Source organism: Cupriavidus phytohabitans, assembly GCF_000426345.1.
Taxonomy (GTDB): domain Bacteria; phylum Pseudomonadota; class Gammaproteobacteria; order Burkholderiales; family Burkholderiaceae; genus Cupriavidus.
In genome coordinates this window covers 221,151-239,716 of the sequence record NZ_AUFE01000001.1, presented here as the reverse complement: position 1 = coordinate 239,716, position 18,566 = coordinate 221,151, and the positions used below count along the sequence as shown (strand labels likewise).

At 68.0% G+C, this 18,566-nt stretch carries 23 protein-coding genes; 3 read left to right on the top strand and 20 right to left on the bottom strand.

Annotated elements, in window-relative coordinates:
- Positions 1–4: 4 nt before the first annotated feature.
- From K309_RS0101190 to K309_RS0101180, 3 genes are all read right to left on the bottom strand, one after another.
- Positions 5–1,048, bottom strand: coding sequence for a TRAP transporter substrate-binding protein (locus tag K309_RS0101190; protein ID WP_198030775.1), 1,044 nt, complete (start codon positions 1,046–1,048; stop codon positions 5–7).
- A 387-nt stretch (positions 1,049–1,435) separates the two neighbouring features.
- A complete protein-coding gene (locus K309_RS0101185; protein ID WP_029044712.1) occupies positions 1,436–2,128 on the bottom strand; it encodes an intradiol ring-cleavage dioxygenase in 693 nt (230 codons plus the stop codon).
- 78 nt (positions 2,129–2,206) lie between these two features.
- Positions 2,207–2,416, bottom strand: a complete 210-nt coding sequence (locus K309_RS0101180) for a hypothetical protein (RefSeq protein ID WP_029044711.1) — start codon at positions 2,414–2,416, stop codon at positions 2,207–2,209.
- Between the two features lie 481 nt (positions 2,417–2,897).
- Between K309_RS0101180 and K309_RS0101175 the strand changes: the two genes are divergently transcribed.
- Positions 2,898–3,569, top strand: coding sequence for an ankyrin repeat domain-containing protein (locus K309_RS0101175; RefSeq protein WP_029044710.1), 672 nt, complete (start codon positions 2,898–2,900; stop codon positions 3,567–3,569).
- A gap of 141 nt (positions 3,570–3,710) precedes the next feature.
- On the opposite strand, the gene K309_RS0101170 is transcribed toward K309_RS0101175, so the two are convergent.
- A complete protein-coding gene (locus tag K309_RS0101170; protein ID WP_029044709.1) occupies positions 3,711–4,307 on the bottom strand; it encodes a helix-turn-helix domain-containing protein in 597 nt (198 codons plus the stop codon).
- 113 nt (positions 4,308–4,420) lie between these two features.
- On the opposite strand from K309_RS0101170, the gene kbl reads away from it, so the two are divergent.
- Entirely contained in the window at positions 4,421–5,620 is a 1,200-nt protein-coding gene (gene kbl / locus K309_RS0101165) for a glycine C-acetyltransferase (RefSeq protein ID WP_029044708.1), read from the top strand.
- Positions 5,620–6,576 carry an L-threonine 3-dehydrogenase gene (locus K309_RS0101160; protein WP_029044707.1) on the top strand — a complete coding sequence of 319 codons (957 nt, stop codon included), beginning with the start codon at positions 5,620–5,622 and terminating at the stop codon, positions 6,574–6,576. Before kbl ends, K309_RS0101160 begins: the two co-directional genes overlap by 1 nt.
- 3 nt (positions 6,577–6,579) lie before the next feature.
- Here the strand turns inward: K309_RS0101160 and ccmI are convergent, their stop codons facing one another.
- From ccmI to K309_RS0101080, 16 genes are all read right to left on the bottom strand, one after another.
- A complete protein-coding gene (gene ccmI, locus K309_RS0101155) occupies positions 6,580–7,779 on the bottom strand; it encodes a c-type cytochrome biogenesis protein CcmI (protein WP_029044706.1) in 1,200 nt (399 codons plus the stop codon).
- Positions 7,776–8,243 carry a cytochrome c-type biogenesis protein gene (locus K309_RS0101150; RefSeq protein ID WP_029044705.1) on the bottom strand — a complete coding sequence of 156 codons (468 nt, stop codon included), beginning with the start codon at positions 8,241–8,243 and terminating at the stop codon, positions 7,776–7,778. Before K309_RS0101150 ends, ccmI begins: the two co-directional genes overlap by 4 nt.
- Complete coding sequence (locus K309_RS0101145; RefSeq protein WP_029044704.1) at positions 8,236–8,778, bottom strand: DsbE family thiol:disulfide interchange protein; 543 nt, start codon at positions 8,776–8,778, stop codon at positions 8,236–8,238. The genes K309_RS0101150 and K309_RS0101145 overlap by 8 nt, the downstream gene beginning before the upstream one ends.
- Positions 8,775–10,784 carry a heme lyase CcmF/NrfE family subunit gene (locus K309_RS0101140; RefSeq protein WP_029044703.1) on the bottom strand — a complete coding sequence of 670 codons (2,010 nt, stop codon included), beginning with the start codon at positions 10,782–10,784 and terminating at the stop codon, positions 8,775–8,777. The genes K309_RS0101145 and K309_RS0101140 overlap by 4 nt, the downstream gene beginning before the upstream one ends.
- Positions 10,781–11,251 carry a cytochrome c maturation protein CcmE gene (gene ccmE, locus K309_RS0101135; protein WP_029044702.1) on the bottom strand — a complete coding sequence of 157 codons (471 nt, stop codon included), beginning with the start codon at positions 11,249–11,251 and terminating at the stop codon, positions 10,781–10,783. The genes K309_RS0101140 and ccmE overlap by 4 nt, the downstream gene beginning before the upstream one ends.
- Positions 11,248–11,406, bottom strand: coding sequence for a heme exporter protein CcmD (gene ccmD / locus K309_RS41495; protein ID WP_156914273.1), 159 nt, complete (start codon positions 11,404–11,406; stop codon positions 11,248–11,250). The genes ccmE and ccmD overlap by 4 nt, the downstream gene beginning before the upstream one ends.
- Entirely contained in the window at positions 11,403–12,173 is a 771-nt protein-coding gene (locus tag K309_RS0101125) for a heme ABC transporter permease (RefSeq protein WP_029044701.1), read from the bottom strand. The genes ccmD and K309_RS0101125 overlap by 4 nt, the downstream gene beginning before the upstream one ends.
- Positions 12,170–12,847, bottom strand: coding sequence for a heme exporter protein CcmB (ccmB, locus tag K309_RS0101120; RefSeq protein WP_029044700.1), 678 nt, complete (start codon positions 12,845–12,847; stop codon positions 12,170–12,172). Before ccmB ends, K309_RS0101125 begins: the two co-directional genes overlap by 4 nt.
- On the bottom strand, positions 12,844–13,491 hold the full coding sequence (gene ccmA, locus K309_RS0101115; protein WP_369796386.1) for a cytochrome c biogenesis heme-transporting ATPase CcmA: 648 nt from the start codon (positions 13,489–13,491) through the stop codon (positions 12,844–12,846). The genes ccmB and ccmA overlap by 4 nt, the downstream gene beginning before the upstream one ends.
- A 3-nt stretch (positions 13,492–13,494) precedes the next feature.
- Complete coding sequence (locus K309_RS0101110; RefSeq protein ID WP_029044698.1) at positions 13,495–14,082, bottom strand: cytochrome c3 family protein; 588 nt, start codon at positions 14,080–14,082, stop codon at positions 13,495–13,497.
- 72 nt (positions 14,083–14,154) lie between these two features.
- Positions 14,155–14,685, bottom strand: coding sequence for a nitrate reductase cytochrome c-type subunit (locus K309_RS0101105; protein ID WP_029044697.1), 531 nt, complete (start codon positions 14,683–14,685; stop codon positions 14,155–14,157).
- 26 nt (positions 14,686–14,711) lie between these two features.
- The gene (napA, locus tag K309_RS0101100; protein ID WP_029044696.1) at positions 14,712–17,207 is read right to left on the bottom strand and encodes a periplasmic nitrate reductase subunit alpha; all 2,496 of its coding nucleotides are present in this window, start codon (positions 17,205–17,207) and stop codon (positions 14,712–14,714) included.
- Positions 17,204–17,530, bottom strand: coding sequence for a chaperone NapD (locus K309_RS0101095; protein WP_029044695.1), 327 nt, complete (start codon positions 17,528–17,530; stop codon positions 17,204–17,206). The genes napA and K309_RS0101095 overlap by 4 nt, the downstream gene beginning before the upstream one ends.
- A gap of 84 nt (positions 17,531–17,614) precedes the next feature.
- Positions 17,615–17,779, bottom strand: coding sequence for a periplasmic nitrate reductase, NapE protein (gene napE, locus K309_RS0101090; RefSeq protein WP_029044694.1), 165 nt, complete (start codon positions 17,777–17,779; stop codon positions 17,615–17,617).
- Between the two features lie 102 nt (positions 17,780–17,881).
- Positions 17,882–18,130 (bottom strand): response regulator transcription factor, encoded by a 249-nt coding sequence (locus tag K309_RS43755; RefSeq protein WP_255360095.1) that lies wholly within the window; start codon positions 18,128–18,130, stop codon positions 17,882–17,884.
- 97 nt (positions 18,131–18,227) lie between these two features.
- The gene (locus K309_RS0101080) at positions 18,228–18,554 is read right to left on the bottom strand and encodes a hypothetical protein (RefSeq protein ID WP_232232288.1); all 327 of its coding nucleotides are present in this window, start codon (positions 18,552–18,554) and stop codon (positions 18,228–18,230) included.
- Between the last annotated feature and the right edge of the window lie 12 nt (positions 18,555–18,566).

Below are 18,566 nucleotides of genomic sequence, written 5' to 3'. Positions count from 1 at the left end.
CTGCTCAGGTGCGCTTGGCGAAGTAGTGGCTTGTCGCCAGCCGGAAGTCGACGTTGGTGTCGTTCTGCCAGCGGGTGGCGCGCTGCGCGAAGGCCTTCATCGAGTCGTTGACCTTCTTGAACATCGGGTTTTCCTTTTCCTTGCGCGCCACGATCTCGTCCCAGACCTTGAGCTGTGCCTGCAGCACCGAGTTGGGCGTGGCGTAGAACTTCACGCCCTGCGCCTGCAGCGCCTGATAGTCCTTGGAATAGCGGTCGATCGCCTTCATCGACATATCCGCCGAGGCCGCCTCCACCGCGTTGGCGATCAGTGCCTTCATCTTGGCCGGCAGCGCGTCATAGCGCTTCTTGTTGAACAGGATCTCGAACTGCTCCGAGGCCTGGTGGAAGCTGCGCAGCATGCAGACCTTGGACACGTCCTGGAAGCCCAGCGCCCGGTCCGAGCTGGCATTGTTGAATTCGGCGGCGTCGAGCAGGCCGCGGTCCATGGCCGGCACGATCTCTGCGCCGGGCAGCGCGTTCACCGCGGCGCCCAGCCCGGTGAAGATATCGATCGACAGGCCGACCGTGCGGAACTTCAGTCCCTTGAAGTCCTCCGGCTTGGTAATGGGCTTCTTGAACCAGCCCAGCGGCTGCGTCGGCATCGGCCCGTACAGGAACGAGACCACGTCGAGGTTCAGGCTGCGGTAGATCTCTTCCTGCAACTGCTTGCCGCCGCCGTATTTGTGCCAGGCCAGCAGCATGTTCGGATCCATGCCCCACGCGGGGCCGGAGCCCCACAGCGCCAGCGCGGAGTTTTTGCCGTACCAGTACGCGATCACGCCGTGGCCGCCGTCGAGGGTGCCCTTGCTGACGGCATCGATCAGGTCGAACGCCTTGACCACCGCGCCGGCGGGCAGCAGTTCGATCTTCAGGTCGCCGCCCGACATATTGTTCACCTTGGCAACGAAATCGCCGGCAAACTCGTGGAAGATGTCCTTGGTCGGCCATGTGCTCTGCCAGCGCATGGTGACGGGGCCCTGCGCCTTGACGATGGCCGGGAATCCCATTGCCGCAGCGCCGGCTGCTGCCCCGGCGGCGCCGCCGAGAAAGCCGCGCCGCGAGACGCCACCCGCGCCGCCGGTCTCGGCGGCAGACTGCTTCGCCTGTGTTTTCCTCGTCCTGGATGCCATGATTGCCTCCATGTATGGGTGGGATGGCCGCGAGCACTGGCCATGGGCCGAGTCAGCTCGCCACTGTCTTGAACACCGGAAAAGTCGGGAAAATCGGGAAAGCGATGGACCAGGAAAGCTGCGCGCGCGCTGCGCAGGGTGGTCCCTGATTCCCTTCATGGTAGGAAATGGACAGAGAACCACAATCTAGGGATTACCCGCGCGGTGTGGGCTGGCTCACTTTGGCTCCGCGGCGCGGGCGCTGATGCGGCACTGCCGCAAGATTCAGGCGCGCGCAATCCCAACTGTGAACTCGCCCTCGAGCGCGCTGCCGGTATCCCCGGGCTGGTTCACGCGCACGGTGCTGGGTCTGCTGCCGGCAATCGGATCCCCTGTGGTCGGACGCGTCGGCACGCCGTGTGCGCCGTAGGCAGGGTGGCTGCGGAGCACCTGTCGGCTGAGCGCATCATCGAAATACAGCTGGCTGGTCAGGACTTCCGACTGCGCCAGCAGCACCTTGAAGTGAATATGGATGGCGCGCGACGGATACCAGCCGGGATAGATCGTCGTGAACGTCGCCACGCCGTCGGCGCCGGTGGCCTGCACGCCGCGCAGGTAGCGGGTTTGGCGATTGGTGGCGCTTTCGCCGCTGTAGCTGCCATTGGCGTCGCAGTGCCACACGCTGACCAGCGCGCCCTGGACGGGCGCGCAGCCGCGCCGTGCCTCGACCACGCGCAGCCGCAGCCGCAGCGGCTGGCCGGGGCGGCCGTCGCGGATGTCGGCGCGCATCAGTGCATCGTCCAGGTAAAAGGGCCCTTCGGTTGCCTCAGGGGTGAGCAGGCAGGCCGCCGGCGCCTGCGCTTCTGCGGTGCCGATGCACCCGAGCGCAAGCAGGGCCGCCACTTCTTGCAGGAAGCAGCGGCGCGCGGTGTCTGGGGGGGCTGTCCCGTCAGGGCCGGCTGCAAGGCGCACGTCCATGTGGGTCTCCGTGGGATGTCGGGGTGCGCACTGCTGCGCGAATCGCGGGTCAGCCGGTCGGGTGATGGGCGGGACGCCTCAGCGTCCCATGGCTTTCAGCATCGAGTAGCCGTGGCTGGTGATGCGTGGTTCCTGCCGGCAACCGTGCAGGACTTCGAGCTGGACCAGTTGTTTTTCGACCAGGGCCTTCAGGTCAGTGGGATCGATCTGGCGGGAATCGTTCGAATCGAGGGAGTCGGGGCCGTCGCTCAGTAGCAATAGCGTGGCAAATTCATGCGGGCTCAGCACGTTCATCTCCTTGGCTAGAGGGGGCGTTTGCTGGGGGTCTGCAGGGCGCACGCGGCGCCCGCGCGAAGAAGCGCGCCGTGGAGACCCTGGCACTTGCGACGGCGCGTGCTGCATTGCGGCACGAATGCTGCAGCGCGGTGCCCGGTCGCATGTCCGGTCTCTGGCGGCTAGCTTGTTTGACGGCACCGGTGGCGCACGGTTCCTTGCCAGTACTTGCCGTTACAAGTTGCCTCTCGCTGACCGGTGTGGGGAGCCATTATCGGCCAGCGACGATGACAGTGTGATGGCCAAGCAGGTGGCGTGGGCTTGACCGGTAGCAGGCTCGGCGATTCATCGCGGCGACTCATTCGTTTTGTCACTGGATCCCATTCAAAGGCTTAACTTCCGGCGCACGGTGCCGGCGTGACAGAATGCCGCGACCAGGCCGCTCCTGCTGCGCGACCATGGCCTCTTTTTTCTCATCCCGCATGGAGATACACGCATGCTGGCCGCGCGCCTGCTTCTCTGTCTTGCCATTGTGATTGCCATGGTGACCCACGTTTCCTTCGCGGCCGGCGCTTTGCCGGCCACCGAGCTCCATGCCGCCGCGGCCAGTGGCGACACCGCACGCGTGCGCGCGCTGCTTGCCAGCGGCGTGGCCATCGACGCCCGTGACGCGCAGGGACGTACCGCGCTGCTGGTCGCCACGCATCACAACCGCGTGCAAGCGGCAAAGGTGCTGATCGAGGCCGGCGCCGACGTCAATGCCAAGGATGCGATCCAGGACAGCCCCTACCTCTACGCCGGCGCGCGTGGCCACAACGAGATCCTGCGCATGGCGCTGGCCAACGGCGCAGACCTGCGCAGCACCAACCGCTATGGCGGCACCGCGCTGATTCCCGCCGCCGAGCGCGGGCATGTCGAGACCGTGCGCATGCTGATCGCGGCCGGCGTGGATGTCGACCATGTCAACCGGCTGAAATGGACGGCGCTGCTCGAGGCCATCATCCTCGGCAACGGCGGCGCCGCGCATACCGAGATCGTGCGCCTGCTGGTGCAGGCGCGCGCCAACGTGAACCTCGCCGACGGCGAGGGCGTCAGTCCGCTGCAGCATGCGCGCCAGCGCGGCTATGCGCAGATCGAGCGCATTCTCAGTGCCGCTGGCGCGCGCTGAGGCGCCGGCGCTCGCGCAGGAACGCATGCTGGCGCCGCCGAAGCCGCGCAGCGGGAGGTGTTCATGGAATTGCTGGCGACGCTGGTAGAAGCTGGTAACCACTACAGCCCGGCCTGGGGGAAGTGCCCTCCCTTGCCCGCCTTACCCCGGATGCACTACAACCAGTAGTGCGGTGGCAGTGGTCTTGCCGCCATTGGAGATCGCATGTGCGACATCGGCCGCATAGCGCGCGGTCTCGCCGTGCCGCAGCTTCTTCTCGTCGGCGCCGGCGCGCACCGTCATCGCCCCCCCCAATACCGTCAGGTGTTCCTGCGTGCCGGCCTCATGCGGCTCGGAGGCGAGCTCGCCTCCGGCCTGGATGGTCAGCTCATACCACTCGAAGCGCCCGGCCAGCTCGATCGGCCCCAGGATGCGCAAGTCGCAGCGGGTGTCGGGGCTTTTCAGCGACGGGATCGCGTGCGGCTGGACCACGGTGATGCCGCCGCCAGGGCGCTCCGCGGCGCCGCCGGCGAGGAAGTCGGTCAGGCTCACGCCCAGCGCATTGGCCAGTCGCCACAGCACTGCGACGGTGGGGTTGGCCAGGTTGCGTTCGATCTGGGACAGCATCGACTTGGATACGCCGGCGCGGCGCGACAGTTCGTCGAGCGACAGGCGCTGCTGCTGACGCAGTGCCTGCAGCGCCAGGCCGACAGCTGGCGGACCTTCGGCTTGCGGGGTCTGGGCCGGGGCTTGCATCATGGATGGATGTTCGTTATATTGCGCAAAATGTTCGATATACAGAACATGTTCGATTTATCGATCGAATCCTAGCATATCCCCAGCACATCACTGCACACCACAGGGAGCCAGCCATGCCGAATGCCGAGGCATTCTACGCATCCATCCGCACCGAACTCGACGCGATCCGCGAGGCCGGGCTGTTCAAGCAGGAGCGCGTGATTACCACGCCGCAGGGCGCGCGGGTGCGCACCACCGACGGCCGCGAGGTGATCAATCTGTGCGCCAACAACTACCTTGGGCTGTCGTCGCACCCGCAGGTGATCGAGGCCGCGCACGAGGCGCTGCGCACGCATGGCTTCGGCCTCAGTTCCGTGCGCTTTATCTGCGGCACGCAGGATCTGCACAAGACACTGGAAGCGCGGCTGTCGGCATTCCTGGGCACGGAGGACACCATCCTCTACGGCTCCGCGTTCGACGCCAATGGCGGGCTGTTCGAGACGCTGCTGGGCGCCGAGGACGCGGTCATCAGCGATGCACTCAACCATGCGTCGATCATCGACGGCATCCGCCTGAGCAAGGCGCGCCGCTACCGCTACCAGCACAACGACCTCGACGACCTGCGCGTGCAGCTCGCGCAAGCACGCGCGGACGGCGCGCGCTTCATGCTGGTGTTTACCGACGGCGCGTTCTCGATGGACGGCACCATCGCGCGGCTCGACGAGATGCGCGCGATCTGCGACGAGTACGGCGCGCTGCTGGGCATCGACGAATGCCACGCGACGGGCTTCCTGGGGGCGCGCGGGCGCGGCACGCATGAGCTGTGCGGCGTGTTCGGCAAGATCGACATCATCACCGGCACGCTGGGCAAGGCGCTGGGCGGCGCTTCCGGCGGCTTCACCAGCTCGCGCAAGGAGGTGGTGGCGCTGTTGCGCCAGCGCTCGCGGCCGTACCTGTTCTCCAACACGGTGGCGCCAGCGATCGTCGGGGCATCGATCGCGGTGCTCGATATCCTTGAAACCAGCACCGAGCTGCGTGACCGGCTGGAACGCAACACCAAGTTCTTCCGCGCGGGGCTGGACAAGCTGGGCTTCGACGTCAAGGCCGGGGAGCATCCCATCATCCCGATCATGGTCTACGACGCGGAGAAGGCGCAGCAGCTCGCGCAGCGCCTTTTGGACCTGGGCGTGTACGTGGTCGGCTTCTTCTACCCGGTGGTGCCAAAGGGCCAGGCCCGCATCCGCGTGCAGATGAGCGCGCTGCATGACGAAGCCGCGCTGCAGGCGGCGCTGGATGCGTTCGGCCAGGCCGGCCGTGAACTGGGGCTGATCTGATGGCCGGCGGCACTCCCAAGATCCTGATCGTCGGCGCCAACGGCCAGATCGGCTCGGAACTGGCACTGGCGCTGGCCGATCGCTACGGCCGCACCAACGTCGTCACCTCCGACGTGGTGCCGACCGGCCGGCACGTGCATATCACGCACGAGATGCTCAACGCCACCGACCGCGGCGAACTCGCCACCGTGGTCGAGCGCCATGGCATCACGCAGGTCTACCTGCTGGCGGCGGCGCTGTCCGCAACCGGCGAAAAGGCGCCGCAGTGGGCGTGGAACCTGAATATGACGAGCCTGCTCAACGTGCTGGAGCTGGCGCGGCAGACCGGGCTGGAGCGCGTGTTCTGGCCCAGCTCGATCGCGGCGTTCGGTCCGACCACGCCGTCGGTGGATACGCCGCAGAAGACCGTGATGGAGCCGACCACCGTCTATGGCATCTCCAAGCAGGCGGGCGAGGGCTGGTGCCGCTGGTACCACGCGAACCATGGCGTCGACGTGCGCAGCGTGCGCTATCCGGGGCTGATCTCGCACAAGACGCCGCCGGGCGGCGGCACCACGGACTATGCGGTCGACATCTTCCATGCGGCCGTGAAGGGCGAGCCCTACACGTGCTTCCTGAAGGAAGACGAGGCCTTGCCGATGATGTACATGCCCGACGCGCTGCGCGCCACCATCGAGCTGATGGAGGCACCGGCCGAACGGCTGGGCGAGCGCGGCAGCTACAACATCGCCGGCACAACCTTCACGCCCGCGCAGATCGCCGCGGCGATCCGCGAACATGTGCCGGACTTCGAGATCCGCTACGAGCCCGACTACCGCCAGGCAATCGCGCAAGGCTGGCCCGATTCGATCGACGATTCGGTGGCGCGCGCGGACTGGGGCTGGAAGGCGCAGTACGGCCTGGAGGAAATGGTAGCGGACATGCTGGCCAACCTGAGGGCGACGCTCGCTGCCTGAGCGCTACGGCACGGCAGCGTCGATCGCGATCCGCACGCCTTCGCTGCCGACTGCCATCGGACCGCTGCGCCCGACCAGGTCGCCTGACTGCGGCATGGCGTTCCCGCTCGCGGAAATACGCGCTTCCACCACCACCTGCGTATGCGCCGACAGCTTGTGGTCGGGCCGCATCGCCATCGCGTCGTCCAGCGTGAAGGTCAGCGGCAGGTCGCGCGCCTGCCGGCGCAGCACCGCCAGCGGCATGCGCGAGCCGTCGGCGGGCAGGGCATAGACGAAGAGGGTGTCGCCCGGCTGCGGCGTGCGCCCCGCTTTTTCGCTGAGCGTGACCATGCCGGTAAGCTTCGCCGCCTGCGCGGCGGAAGTTCCGCGCGCCGCGGCGAGGTTGGCGGCAATGCGTGCCGCGGTCTGCGAGTCCGGCGGCAGTAGCCGGTGCAGGTGCTCCCAGTAGCCGATCGCCGCTGCCGTGTCGCCGCGTTCCACTGCCGCGCTGGCCGCCAGCGCCAGTGCCTTGGGGTCATCCGGATCCAGCGTCAGCGCCCGCTTGATCTCCGCCATTGGCAGGCCCTGCAGTGAGCCATTGTTGAGACTGGCCAGCACATCGGCGTAATCGGAGCGCAGCGATGCCACTTCGGGCGCCAGCTCGACCGCGCGGGCGTAGGCCGCGGCCGCGTCGGCATACCGCTCCAGCACACTGTAGGAACGCGCCAGCATGGCCCAGCCTTCGGGATCGGCAGGGGCTTCGCGCAGCCGCTGCGCCAGCTGGTTGACCATGCCTTCGACCTGTGCGCCGCTGAGCTGGTGCGGGCTGCCGCTCGCTTGCGGCATGTCGCCGGCGCGCCAGAGCGCGACGGGGTTGCCCAGGTGCAGGTAGAGCAGGATGGCGGCGCTCGGCAACGCCGCAAGCAATGCCGCGGCGAGCAGCGGAGCCGTGCTGGCGCGGCGCGTGCCAGGGGCGGTGTCTGTGGCTTCATCCAGCAGCCGGCGGCCGAGCTCGTCGCGGGCTTCGGCATGCCGGGCCGCGCTCAGCGTGCCGGTGCGCAGGTCGGCGTCGAGTTCGCGCAGTTGGTCGCGGTACAGGTCGACCAGCAGCATGCGCTCCGGGGTGCCGGGGTCAGGAGGGGCATGGCGGCGCAGCAGCGGCCACAGCAGGCCCGCGATGGCGGCGGCGATCAGTGCAGCGGCGAGCAGCCAGAAGGTCGTCATGGTTGTCGGGGAGCGGCGGGATCGGCGGCGTCGTTGAGCAGGCTCTCCAGGTCGCGCCGTGCGCCGTCGTCAAGCGGAGCGTCCGTCCCGCGATGGCGCGCGCGGGCGCGCACGATCGCCCATGCAACGCCTGCAACCAACAGCAGCGGACCAAACCACAACAGCCACGTCAGCGGCCGCAGCGGCGGCTTGTACAGCACGAAGTCGCCGTAGCGCTGCACCAGGTAGTCCTTGACCGCCTGGTCGCTGGCGCCGCCGCGCAGCTGCTCGCGGATCTGGCGGCGCAGGTCGACGGCCAGGTCGGCATTGGAATCGGCCAGCGTCTGGTTCTGGCACACCAGGCAGCGCAGTTCATTGGACAGCGCATGCACGCGCGCATCGAGCTCGGCTTCGGTCGGCGCGGCGGCCGCCTGCATCGACAGGCAGCATAGCCACAGCGCAAGCGCGGAGCGCAGCCTATGCATGGCCGCCTCCGTGGCGCTGCAGCCGCTCGATCAGCGGGACCAGCTTCTGCTCCAGCACCTCGCGCGTGACCGGGCCTACCTGGCGGTAGCGCACCACGCCGTGCTGGTCGATGACAAAGGTTTCGGGCACGCCATAGACGCCGTAGTCGATGCCCACGCGCCCGTCGGCGTCGACCAGCGATGCCGTGTAGGGGTTGCCGAGCCGCTGCAGCCATTCGCGCGCGGCGCCGGCCTCGTCCTTGTAGTTCAGGCCGTACAGTGGCACCGGCGCGCGCGCGGCGAAGTCGACCAGCACCGGATGTTCGGTGCGGCAGGCCGCGCACCATGAGGCCCACACGTTCAGCAGCCACACCTTGCCGCGCATGTCGGCGGACGCCAGCGTGCGGCCTTCCGGCTCCAGCAGCGGCAGCGCGAAGACCGGTGCGGCCTTGCCGACCAGCGGCGAGGGCAGCTCGCGCGGATCGTTGCGCAGCCCCGCGGCCAGCGCAACGGCCAGTGCGAGGAAAGCGGCGAGTGGCAGCAGGAAGCGCGTCATGCCGGCGTCTCCTCGCGCGTGGAGGCCAGCGCGGGCGCGGCGGGTGCAGTCGGCGGCGCGGCCTCGGCCGTGACACGGCGGCGCAGCCGGTAGCGCTTGTCGCACGCCGCCAGCAGGCCGCCCAGCGCCATCAGCACGCAGCCGGCCCAGATCCAGTCGACAAAGGGCTTGACGTGGATGCGCACGGCCCAGGCGCTGCCGTCGACATTCTCGCCGAGTGCCACGTACAGGTCGCGCGTCAGGCCGCTGTCGATCGCGGCCTCGGTGGTCGGCATGTCCTGGCTGCGGTAGATGCGGCGCTCGGGATAGAGCACCGCCACGCGCTTGCCGTCGCGCGACGCGGTCAGCGTGCCGCGCAGCGCGTCATAATTGGGGCCGACGGCCTGCCTCACGCCGGCGAAGCGGAAGTCGTAGCCGCCGACGCTGACGGTGTCGCCCGCGCGCATCGGCAGTTCACGCAGGCTTTCCTGCCCGGTGACCAGCGTCACGCCCGCGATGAAGATGCCGACGCCGGCGTGCGCCAGCAGCATGCCCCAGTAGCCAGGCGCGAGCTGGCGCAGCGCGCCGAACCGGTGGCCCCGCTGGTGGCGCAGCCGTGCCGCCAGGCTCGCCACCGCGCTCAGCACGCACCATGCCGCCAGCAGCAGCCCCAGCCCGGTCATCGCGGAGGCGTTGCGCAGCGCCAGCAGCAGCCCCAGGCCGATGGCCACGCTGGCGATGCCGGCCCAGCGCAGCCGCTGCGCCATGTCGGGCAGGCTGCCATGGCGCCAACGCGCCAGCGGCGCCGCGCCCATCAGCAGCACCGCGGGTGCCATCAGCGGCACGAACACCTGCTCGAAGTAGGCAGGGCCGACCGAGATCTTGCCCAGCCCCAGCACATCGACCAGCAGCGGGTAGAGCGTGCCGAGCAGCACCGTTGCCGCCGCCACCGCCAGCAGCACGTTGTTGGCCAGCAGCAGCGATTCGCGCGAGACCGCGGCAAACTCGACACCCCGCGACAAGCGCGGCGCGCGCCATGCGTACAGCGCCAGCGCGATGCCGGTCACCATGCCAAGCAGGGCAAGGATGAAGATGCCGCGCTTCGGATCGACCGCGAACGCATGGACCGAGGTCAGCACGCCGGAGCGGACCAGGAAGGTGCCGAGCAGGCTCAGGGAGAACGTGAAGATCGCCAGCAGCACGGTCCACGCGCGGAACGCCCCGCGTTTCTCCGTGACCGCCAGCGAATGCATCAGCGCGGTGCCGGCCAGCCACGGCATGAAGGAGGCGTTCTCGACCGGATCCCAGAACCACCAGCCGCCCCAGCCCAGTTCGTAATACGCCCACGCGCTGCCGAGCATGATGCCCAGTGTCAGGAAGGCCCACGCCACCGTCGTCCACGGCCGCGACCAGCGCGCCCAGGCGGCATCGACGCGCCCGGCCAGCAGCGCCGCCACGGCAAAGGCAAAGGTCACCGAGAAGCCGACATAGCCCATGTAGAGCAGCGGCGGGTGGAATACCATGCCGGGATCCTGCAGCAGCGGATTGAGGTCGCGGCCCGCCATCGCCGGCGGCAGCAGCCGCACGAAGGGGTTGGAGGCAAACAGCAGGAACAGCAGGAAGCCCGCGCTGATCGCCCCCATCACGCCCAGCACGCGCGCCACCGCGGCCAGCGGCAGCTGCCGGCTGCAGTGCGCCACCGCCAGCGACCACAGCGCCAGCATCAGCGTCCATAGCAGCATCGAGCCTTCATGCCCGCCCCATACGGCGGCGATGCGGTAAGCCAGTGGCAGCGCGCTGTTGGAATTGGCCGCGACATAGCGCACGCTGAAGTCGTTGGCGACGAAGCTCCATGCCAGCGCCGCGAACGACAACGCCACCAGCGCGCATTGCACGCGTGCCGCCGGCCGCGCTACCGCCATCCACGCCAGCTTGCCGCGCGCCGCGCCGGCCAGCGGCACTGCCGCCTGCACCAGCGCGACCAGCAGCGCGACGATCAGCGCGAAGTGCCCCAGCTCGGCGATCACTGGCGCGCTCCCTGCGCCGGTGCCCCGGCCATGCGGCGGTTCACCTGCTCGGCCTGCTTCAGCGCATCGGCGGCTTCGGGCGGCATGTAGTTCTCGTCGTGCTTGGCCAGCACCTCGCTGGCAACGAAGGTGCCGTCGGCCTCCAGCTTGCCGCGCGCGACCACGCCCTTGCCTTCGCGGAACAGGTCCGGCAGCAGGCCGCGGTAGCGCACCGGCACCTGGTGCGCGGTGTCGGTGACGACAAAGCGTACGGTCATGCCGTCGCCTTCGCGCCGGATCGAGCCGGATTCGACCAAACCGCCGAGCCGGAAGCTGCGCGCCACCGGCGCCTCCTGTGCGGCGACCTGGCTCGGGCTGAAGAAGAACACCAGGTTGGAGCGGAACGCATTGAGCACCAGCGCCAGCGCGATGCCGCCGCAGGCCAGGGCCGCGGCGAGCATGCCGAAGCGGCGCTGGCGCGGCGTCATCGGCGGTTGCTGGCCTGTTGCGCGCTGGCGCGGCAGCGGCGCGCCAGCAGCAGCAGCTCCAGCGCCAGCAGCAGCGCACTCATGCCGAACGCCCCGGCGATGAAGATGCCATGGGGTCCGTATGGCAGTGCATGCTGGAGCAGCGACAGGGTCATGACGTCTCTCCGGTAACCGGCACCTCGCCGCGCTCGCGCAGGATGCAGCGCACGCGCACCAGCGCAACGGCGATGGTGTACATCCAGCACGCCAGCGTCATCAGCAGCATGCCGGCCAGCATGGTGGCCGCCATCGACGGCGCCGCGGTCAGGCTGACCGAGGCGCCCTGATGCAGCGTGTTCCACCACTGCACCGAGAAGTAGATCACCGGGATATTGGCCACGCCCACCAGCGCCAGCACTGCGCAGGCGCGCTCGGCGCGGCGAGGCTCGTCGATGGCGGACTCCAGCGCGATAAAGCCAAGGTACAGGAACAGCAGGATCAGCTCCGAGGTCAGCCGAGCATCCCAGACCCACCACGTGCCCCATGTCGGCTGGCCCCACAGCGCACCGGTCCAGAGCGCCAGCGCGGTGAACAGCGCGCCGGTTGGCGCCAGTGCCGAGGCCATCATCGACGACAGCCGCGTGCGCAGCACCAGCGCCAGCGCGCAGTAGCCGGCCATGACCAGGTAGATGAACATCGACATCCATGCCGCCGGCACGTGGATAAAGATGATGCGGTAGACCTCGCCCTGCTGCGCGTCGGTCGGCGCCACGGCAAAGCCGACATACAGGCCGGCGACGGCAAACAGCGCCGCCGCGGCGAAGCACCACGGCGCCAGTCGTCCGGCCAGCGGATAGAACCGTACCGGCGCCGCGTACGCCATCCAGGCGCTACGCGCCCGCGGCGCCTCGGCAGTGTGCAGCGATGGCAGTGGCTGGCTCATGCCGGCGTCTCCATGGCGATGCGCAGCCCGGCGGCAGTGGCCAGCGGGCACAGGAACAGCGACAGCGCCAGGCATGCGCCCAGCAGCGAGAACTGCGGCACCACGTCGAGCCCCGCGTCGGCGGCCGCCGCGGCGCTGGCGCCGAACACCAGCACCGGTACGCTCAGCGGCAGCACCAGTATGCACAGCAGCACCGCGCCGCCGCGTACGCCCAGCGTCAGCGCGGCGCCCACCGCGCCGATCAGGCTCAGCGCCGGCGTGCCGACCAGCAGCGAGGCCGACAGCAGCAGCGATGCACTCCACGGCAGCCCATACTGCTGCGCCAGCAAAGGCGTCAGCAGCAACAGCGGCAGGCCGCTGGTCAGCCAGTGCGCGGCGATCTTGGCCAGCACCAGCAGCGCCAGCGGATGCGGCGACAGCAGCAGCTGGTCGAGGCTGCCGTCCGCATGTTCCTGCGCGAACAGCCGCGACAGCGACAGCATCGACGCCAGCAGCGCCGTGACCCACAGGATCCCGGGCGCCAGCGCGCGCAGCTGCTGCGGCTCGGGACCGATCGCCAGCGGGAACAGGCTCGCCGCGATGACAAAGAACACCACGCTGCCGAGCAGGCTGCCGCGCCGGCGCCAGGCCAGCGACACGTCGTGCGTGACGATGGCGGCGAGGGCGCGGGTCATGTCACCGCCTCCAGCCGCAGCACCGTGCCGCCCGCGCTCAGCAAGTGGTGGGTGGCGATCACTGCCATGCCGCCCGCCGCCAGGTGCGTGTCGAGCTGCGCATCGAAGCGCGCGCAGGCGTCGGCATCCAGCGCCGCCACCGGTTCGTCGAGCAGCCACAGCGCGCGCCGCGCGAGCGACAACCGCGCCAGCGCCACGCGCCGGCGCTGGCCCTGCGACAGCGCGCGCACTGGTGTGTGCGCGACGCGCTCCAGTGCCTGGGCGGCAAGGGCACGGTCCACCGCGCCCGCGTCGTCGGCACCCGCCATGCGTGCGGAGAAACGCAGGTTTTCAGTCGGGCTCAGGTCCGGGTCGATGCCATTGGCATGGCCGACATAGGCAAGCGCCTGCAGGTAGGCAGGATCGCCGCTGCGCACCGGCCGGCCGTGCCAGTGCAACGTGCCTTCGTCCGGCACGGCGAGGCCGCACAGCACGCGCAGCAGGCTGGTCTTGCCGCTGCCATTGGCGCCCAGTATCTGCAGCAGGCCGCCCGGCGACAGGGCCAGGTCGATGCCGCGCAGCACCGGGCGGCCGGCGCGCGACAGGCCGAGCCCTTCACCGCTCAGCGCGGGGGCGGAATCTGGCCGGACGGCGGATGGCGGCACGCGTCATTTCTCCTCGGCCTTGGATACGTCCGGCAGGTGGTGCGCGATACCCTTGTGGCAGTCGATGCAGGTCTTTTCCTTGTTGGCCAGGTAGGTCGAGTGCATGGCCTGCGCGCGCGGGCTCTGCCGCGTGAAGTCCATCGACTGGTAGTCATGGCAGTTGCGGCATTCCAGCGAATCGTTGGCCTTGAAGCGCGCCCATTCGTGCTGTGCCAGCGTGAGCCGGTACGCCTGGAACTTCTCGCGCGTGTCGACGGTGCCGAAGACCTTGGCCCAGACTTCCTTGGAAGCCTGCATCTTGCGCGCCATCTTGTCGGTCCAGTTGTGCGGCACGTGGCAGTCCGAGCATTTGGCGCGCACGCCGCTGCGGTTGGTGAAGTGGATGGTGCCCTGAAGTTCCTGGTAGACGTTGTCGCGCATCTCGTGGCAGCCGGTGCAGAACTGCTCGGTGTTGGTCAGTTCCAGCGCGGTATTGAACGCGCCCCAGAACACCACGCCGGCGACAAAGCCGCCCAGTGTCAGGAAGCCCAGGCTGAAATACGCACTGGGCCGCGTGATGGTCCGCCAGTAGCGCTTGAGCAGGTCGAGCATGACGCGCATCCGCAATGAGGTTGATCTTGGCCGGGCGCTGCTATCTGGTCGCTCCCTGATCCGGTCGCTCCCTTACTTGGCCGCTCCCTTGGTGTCGGCTGCCCCCTTCGCGCCGGGCTTGCGCTTGAGCATCTGCTCGACATCGATGAAGCTGTTGCCCACCAGCGGCTTGGCCTCCGCCTGCGGCACGTGGCACTGGGTGCAGAAATAGCGGCGCGGCGACACCTCGGCCAGCACGTTGTTGTCGCGGTCCATGTAGTGCGTGATGCTGACCGGGATCGCCTGGGTTTCTTCGGTGCGGGTGCGCGCGTGGCAGAACATGCAACGGTTGAAATCCTTGTCGACCTGGTAGCCGTCGATCTTGTGCGGGATCGTCGGCGGCTGCATGGTGTAGTTGCGATTGCGGCGGATGTCCTTGTTCTCGGTCGGGTAAAGGACCGGGGCCTTGGCCTCGTTGCCGATGGGCGTGGGCCCGCGCATGGCATCGACCAGGCCCTGCTGTTGTTGCTGCTGCGCGCGCGCCGCAAGTGGCGCCGTCGCCAGCACCGCCAGCAGCAGCGTGAGCAAGGCCAGCAGTGGCAGCCAGGATCGACTCGGTTTCATGGCGTCTCCCTGTTGTATCGGCCGCACTAGACCTTGACGATCTTGACCGCGCACTTTTTGAAGTCGGTCTGCAGCGAGATCGGGCAGGTTGCGTCCAGCGTCACCTTGTTGATCAACTGGCTGGCGTCGAACCACGGCACGAACACCAGCCCGCGCGGCGGCGCGTCGCGCCCGCGGGTTTCCACGCGGGAGCGCATGCTCCCGCGCCGCGACACCACTTCTACTTCCACGCCGCGGCGCAAGCCCATGGCCTTGGCGTCCTCGGGGTGCATGAACACCACCGCGTTGGGGAAGGCGCGGTACAGCTCCGGGACGCGCCGCGTCATCGAGCCCGAATGCCAGTGCTCGAGCACGCGCCCCGTGACCAGCCAGTACGGATACTCCTTGTCGGGCGATTCGGCGGGCGGCTCGTAGGGCAGGGCGAAGATGACCGCCTTGCCGTCCGGGTTGCCGTAGAACTGGTAGCCGGTGCCGGCCTTGACGTAGGGGTCGCTGCCTTCGCGGTAGCGCCAGCGGGTTTCCTTGCCGTTGACCACTGGCCAGCGCAGCCCGCGCGCTTCATGGTAGGCATCGAACGGCGCCAGGTCGTGGCCATGGCCGCGGCCGAAGGTGGCGTATTCCTCGAACAGCCCCTTCTGCACGTAGAAGCCAAAGGCTTTGGCCTCGGCATTGTGGTACTCGGCGTTGACTTCCTTGAGCGGGAACTTGTCGACCTGCCCGTTGCGGTAGAGCACGTCGAACAGGGTCTTGCCGCGGTATTCGGGCTTCTTCGCGATCAGGTCGGCGGGCCAGACGTCCTCCACCTTGAAGCGCTTGGAAAACTCCATCAGTTGCCACAGGTCCGAGCGCGCATCGCCCGGCGCGTCGACCAGCTGGTGCCAGAACTGCGTGCGGCGCTCGGCGTTGCCATAGGCGCCTTCCTTCTCGACCCACATCGCGCTGGGCAGGATCAGGTCCGCGGCCAGCGCGGTCACGGTGGGGTAGGCGTCAGACACCACCACGAAATTCTGCGGATTGCGATAGCCCGGCAGCCCTTCCTCCATCAGGTTGGCCGCCGCCTGCATGTTGTTGTTGACCTGCACCCAGTACGCATTGAGCTTGCCGTCCTTGAGCATGCGGTTCTGCAGCACGGCGTGGTAGCCAGGCTTGTCGGGGATGGTGCCCGCGGGCAGCTTCCAGATGCGCTCGGCTTCTTCGCGGTGCTTGGGATTGGTCACTACCATGTCGGCCGGCAGCCGGTGCGAGAAGGTGCCCACCTCGCGCGCGGTGCCGCACGCCGACGGCTGCCCGGTCAGCGAGAACGGGCTGTTGCCCGGCGTAGAGATCTTGCCGGTCAGCAAATGCAGGTTGTAGACCATGTTGTTGGCCCAGCTGCCTCGCGTATGCTGGTTGAAGCCCATGGTCCACAGCGACATCACCTTGACGTTGGGATCGGCATAGAGCTCGGCCAGCTGGTCGAGCTTGGCCTTGGGCACGCCCGACAGCTTGCTGACGGTATCGGCATCGTACTTGGCCACGAAGCGCGCGAAGTCGTCGAACGTGATCGGGCGCGAGGCGCCGGGGTTGGCCGCGTTCTTGGCAGCCTGCTGCAGCGGATGCTCCGGGCGCAGGCCGTAGCCGATATTGGTCACGCCTTCCTTGAAGACCGTGTGCCTGTTGACGAAGTCCTTGTTGACCTTGTTGTTCTTGATGATGTAGTGGGCGATGTAGTTCATCATCGCCAGGTCGGTCTGCGGCTTGAAGATGACCGGGATGTCGGCCAGGTCGAAGGAGCGGTGCGTAAAGGTGGACAGCACCGCCACGCGCGTCTTCGGATGGCTCAGGCGCCGGTCGGTGATGCGGGTCCACAGGATGGGATGCATCTCGGCCATGTTCGAGCCCCACAGCACGAAGGCATCGGCGGCTTCGAAATCGTCGTAGCAGCCCATCGGCTCGTCCATGCCGAAGGTGCGCATGAACCCCTGCACCGCGGAGGCCATGCAGTGGCGCGCATTGGGATCGATGTTGTTGGAGCGGAAGCCGGCCTTGTAGAGCTTGGACGCGGCATAGCCTTCCCACACGGTCCACTGGCCCGAGCCGAACATGCCCACGGCGGTCGGGCCTTTCTCTTTCAGCACGCGCTTGAACTGCTGCTCCATCTCGTCAAAGGCGCGCTCCCACGTGACCGGCGCGAATTCGCCGTTCTTGTCGTACTTGCCGTTCTTCATGCGCAGCAGCGGCTTGGTCAGCCGGTCCTGGCCGTACATGATCTTCGACAGGAAATAGCCCTTGACGCAGTTCAGCCCCTTGTTGACCTCGGCCTGCGGGTCGCCGTTCGTGGCCACGACCTTGTTGTCCTTGACCGCAACCGTGACCCCGCAGCCGGTGCCGCAGAAGCGGCACGGCGCCTTGGACCATTTCAGCTTTGTCACCTCGCTGTCCGTGACAAAATTGGCGGCCCCGGCCGGCAGCGTGACGCCAGCCACTGATGCCGTCGCGGCGACGGCGGTCTGCTTGATGAAATCGCGGCGGGAGATGTTCATCTTGCGCCCTCCTCGTAGATGGTCTCGCTCATGGCTTCGGCGTCTTCGTTGTGCTGGTAGACAAGCGCGGCCGACAGCACGCCGGGGAGCTGGTGGAGATATGAGAGGTGCGCGGCAATGGCGCGCGAGGTCGGCGCTTCGATGGTGACCACGAGCTTGCCGGCATCGCTGGCGGCGTGGACCTCTGCGCCGGTGAGGGAGTCGATGGCGCTGCGTACCTGCGCCACGCTGGCCGGATGCGCATGCACGACGATGCCGGCAATATGCCACTCGTCGCTGGCTGGCAGCGGCTGGATGGGGATCGCACATCTGGCTGCGGGCATGCGCAAGCTCCGGTTCAATGCCGTTTCAGTCTGTGCTGCAGCTTGTTCTTATCTCACAATTCGCGCCAGCGGCGCGCCGCGCGTTCAGTGCGTTGGGGGGCCGCTGACCAGTTGGGTCATCCAGACAATGAACCCATAGCCTGCCACGACGATGACGGAAAGCACCGGCACCATCACGGCGGTCAGGAACAGGAAGCTGCGCAGTTCTTCTTTCTTGCGCTGCGGATCGTGGACTTCCCCGGTTTCCATCATGGCTTGAAGTAATCGGTGAAAGTGGTCAGGCAATGCACCTGATGCGTAACACCATTAAAGGAAGTGCGGCCGAAGGTGTCAAGACTGCACTCGCGCGGTTCATGCAATCAGCCCGCGCGCACGCGTCAGCGCTGCGGCTTCAGCGCGGCTTTGGGCACCGGGCTTGGCGTGGATGCGACGCAAATGCGACTTGACTGTCAGTTCGGAGGCGAACAGTTTCTGTGCAATCACCCGATCGCGGTATCCCGCCGACAGCATGCGCAGGACTTCGAGCCCGCGGGCCGCGGACGCCCGGCTCGGCCGACGCCCCGCGTTTGCGGCGCAATGGCGCCAGGGCCGGTGTGCCAGGTGTGCCAGCAGGCGCTCCAGGTTGTTGCCGCCGGCATCCAGGCGTAGCCAGGCGAGCGCCTGAGAACGGGCGTCCGCACCGCCCCGCGCGCCACGCCTAGTGGTAAGTCACCACCATCACGAAGCCATCCGGCCTGCCGCGCCGCCCCCCAGGCAGGCCGCGGAACACCGGCTCCACGCGCATCTTCGCCGTCGCGACATGCGCATGCCCTTTGGCGCGCACCGGCGGCATCGGAACCGGCGCCGAGACCGTCCGCCCCGAAGCGTCGACACAGCGCGCCTGCACATGTGCCGACGTTGGCGTGAAGCCGCACGACGGATTGGCGACAGCACCGCGAAACGTGATCGTACCCGTCTGCGCCGTCGCGATGCCGGCCAATGCCAGCGCCAGAACTCCACCCGCTATCATCCCGCTTCGTTTCATTGATCTCATGGC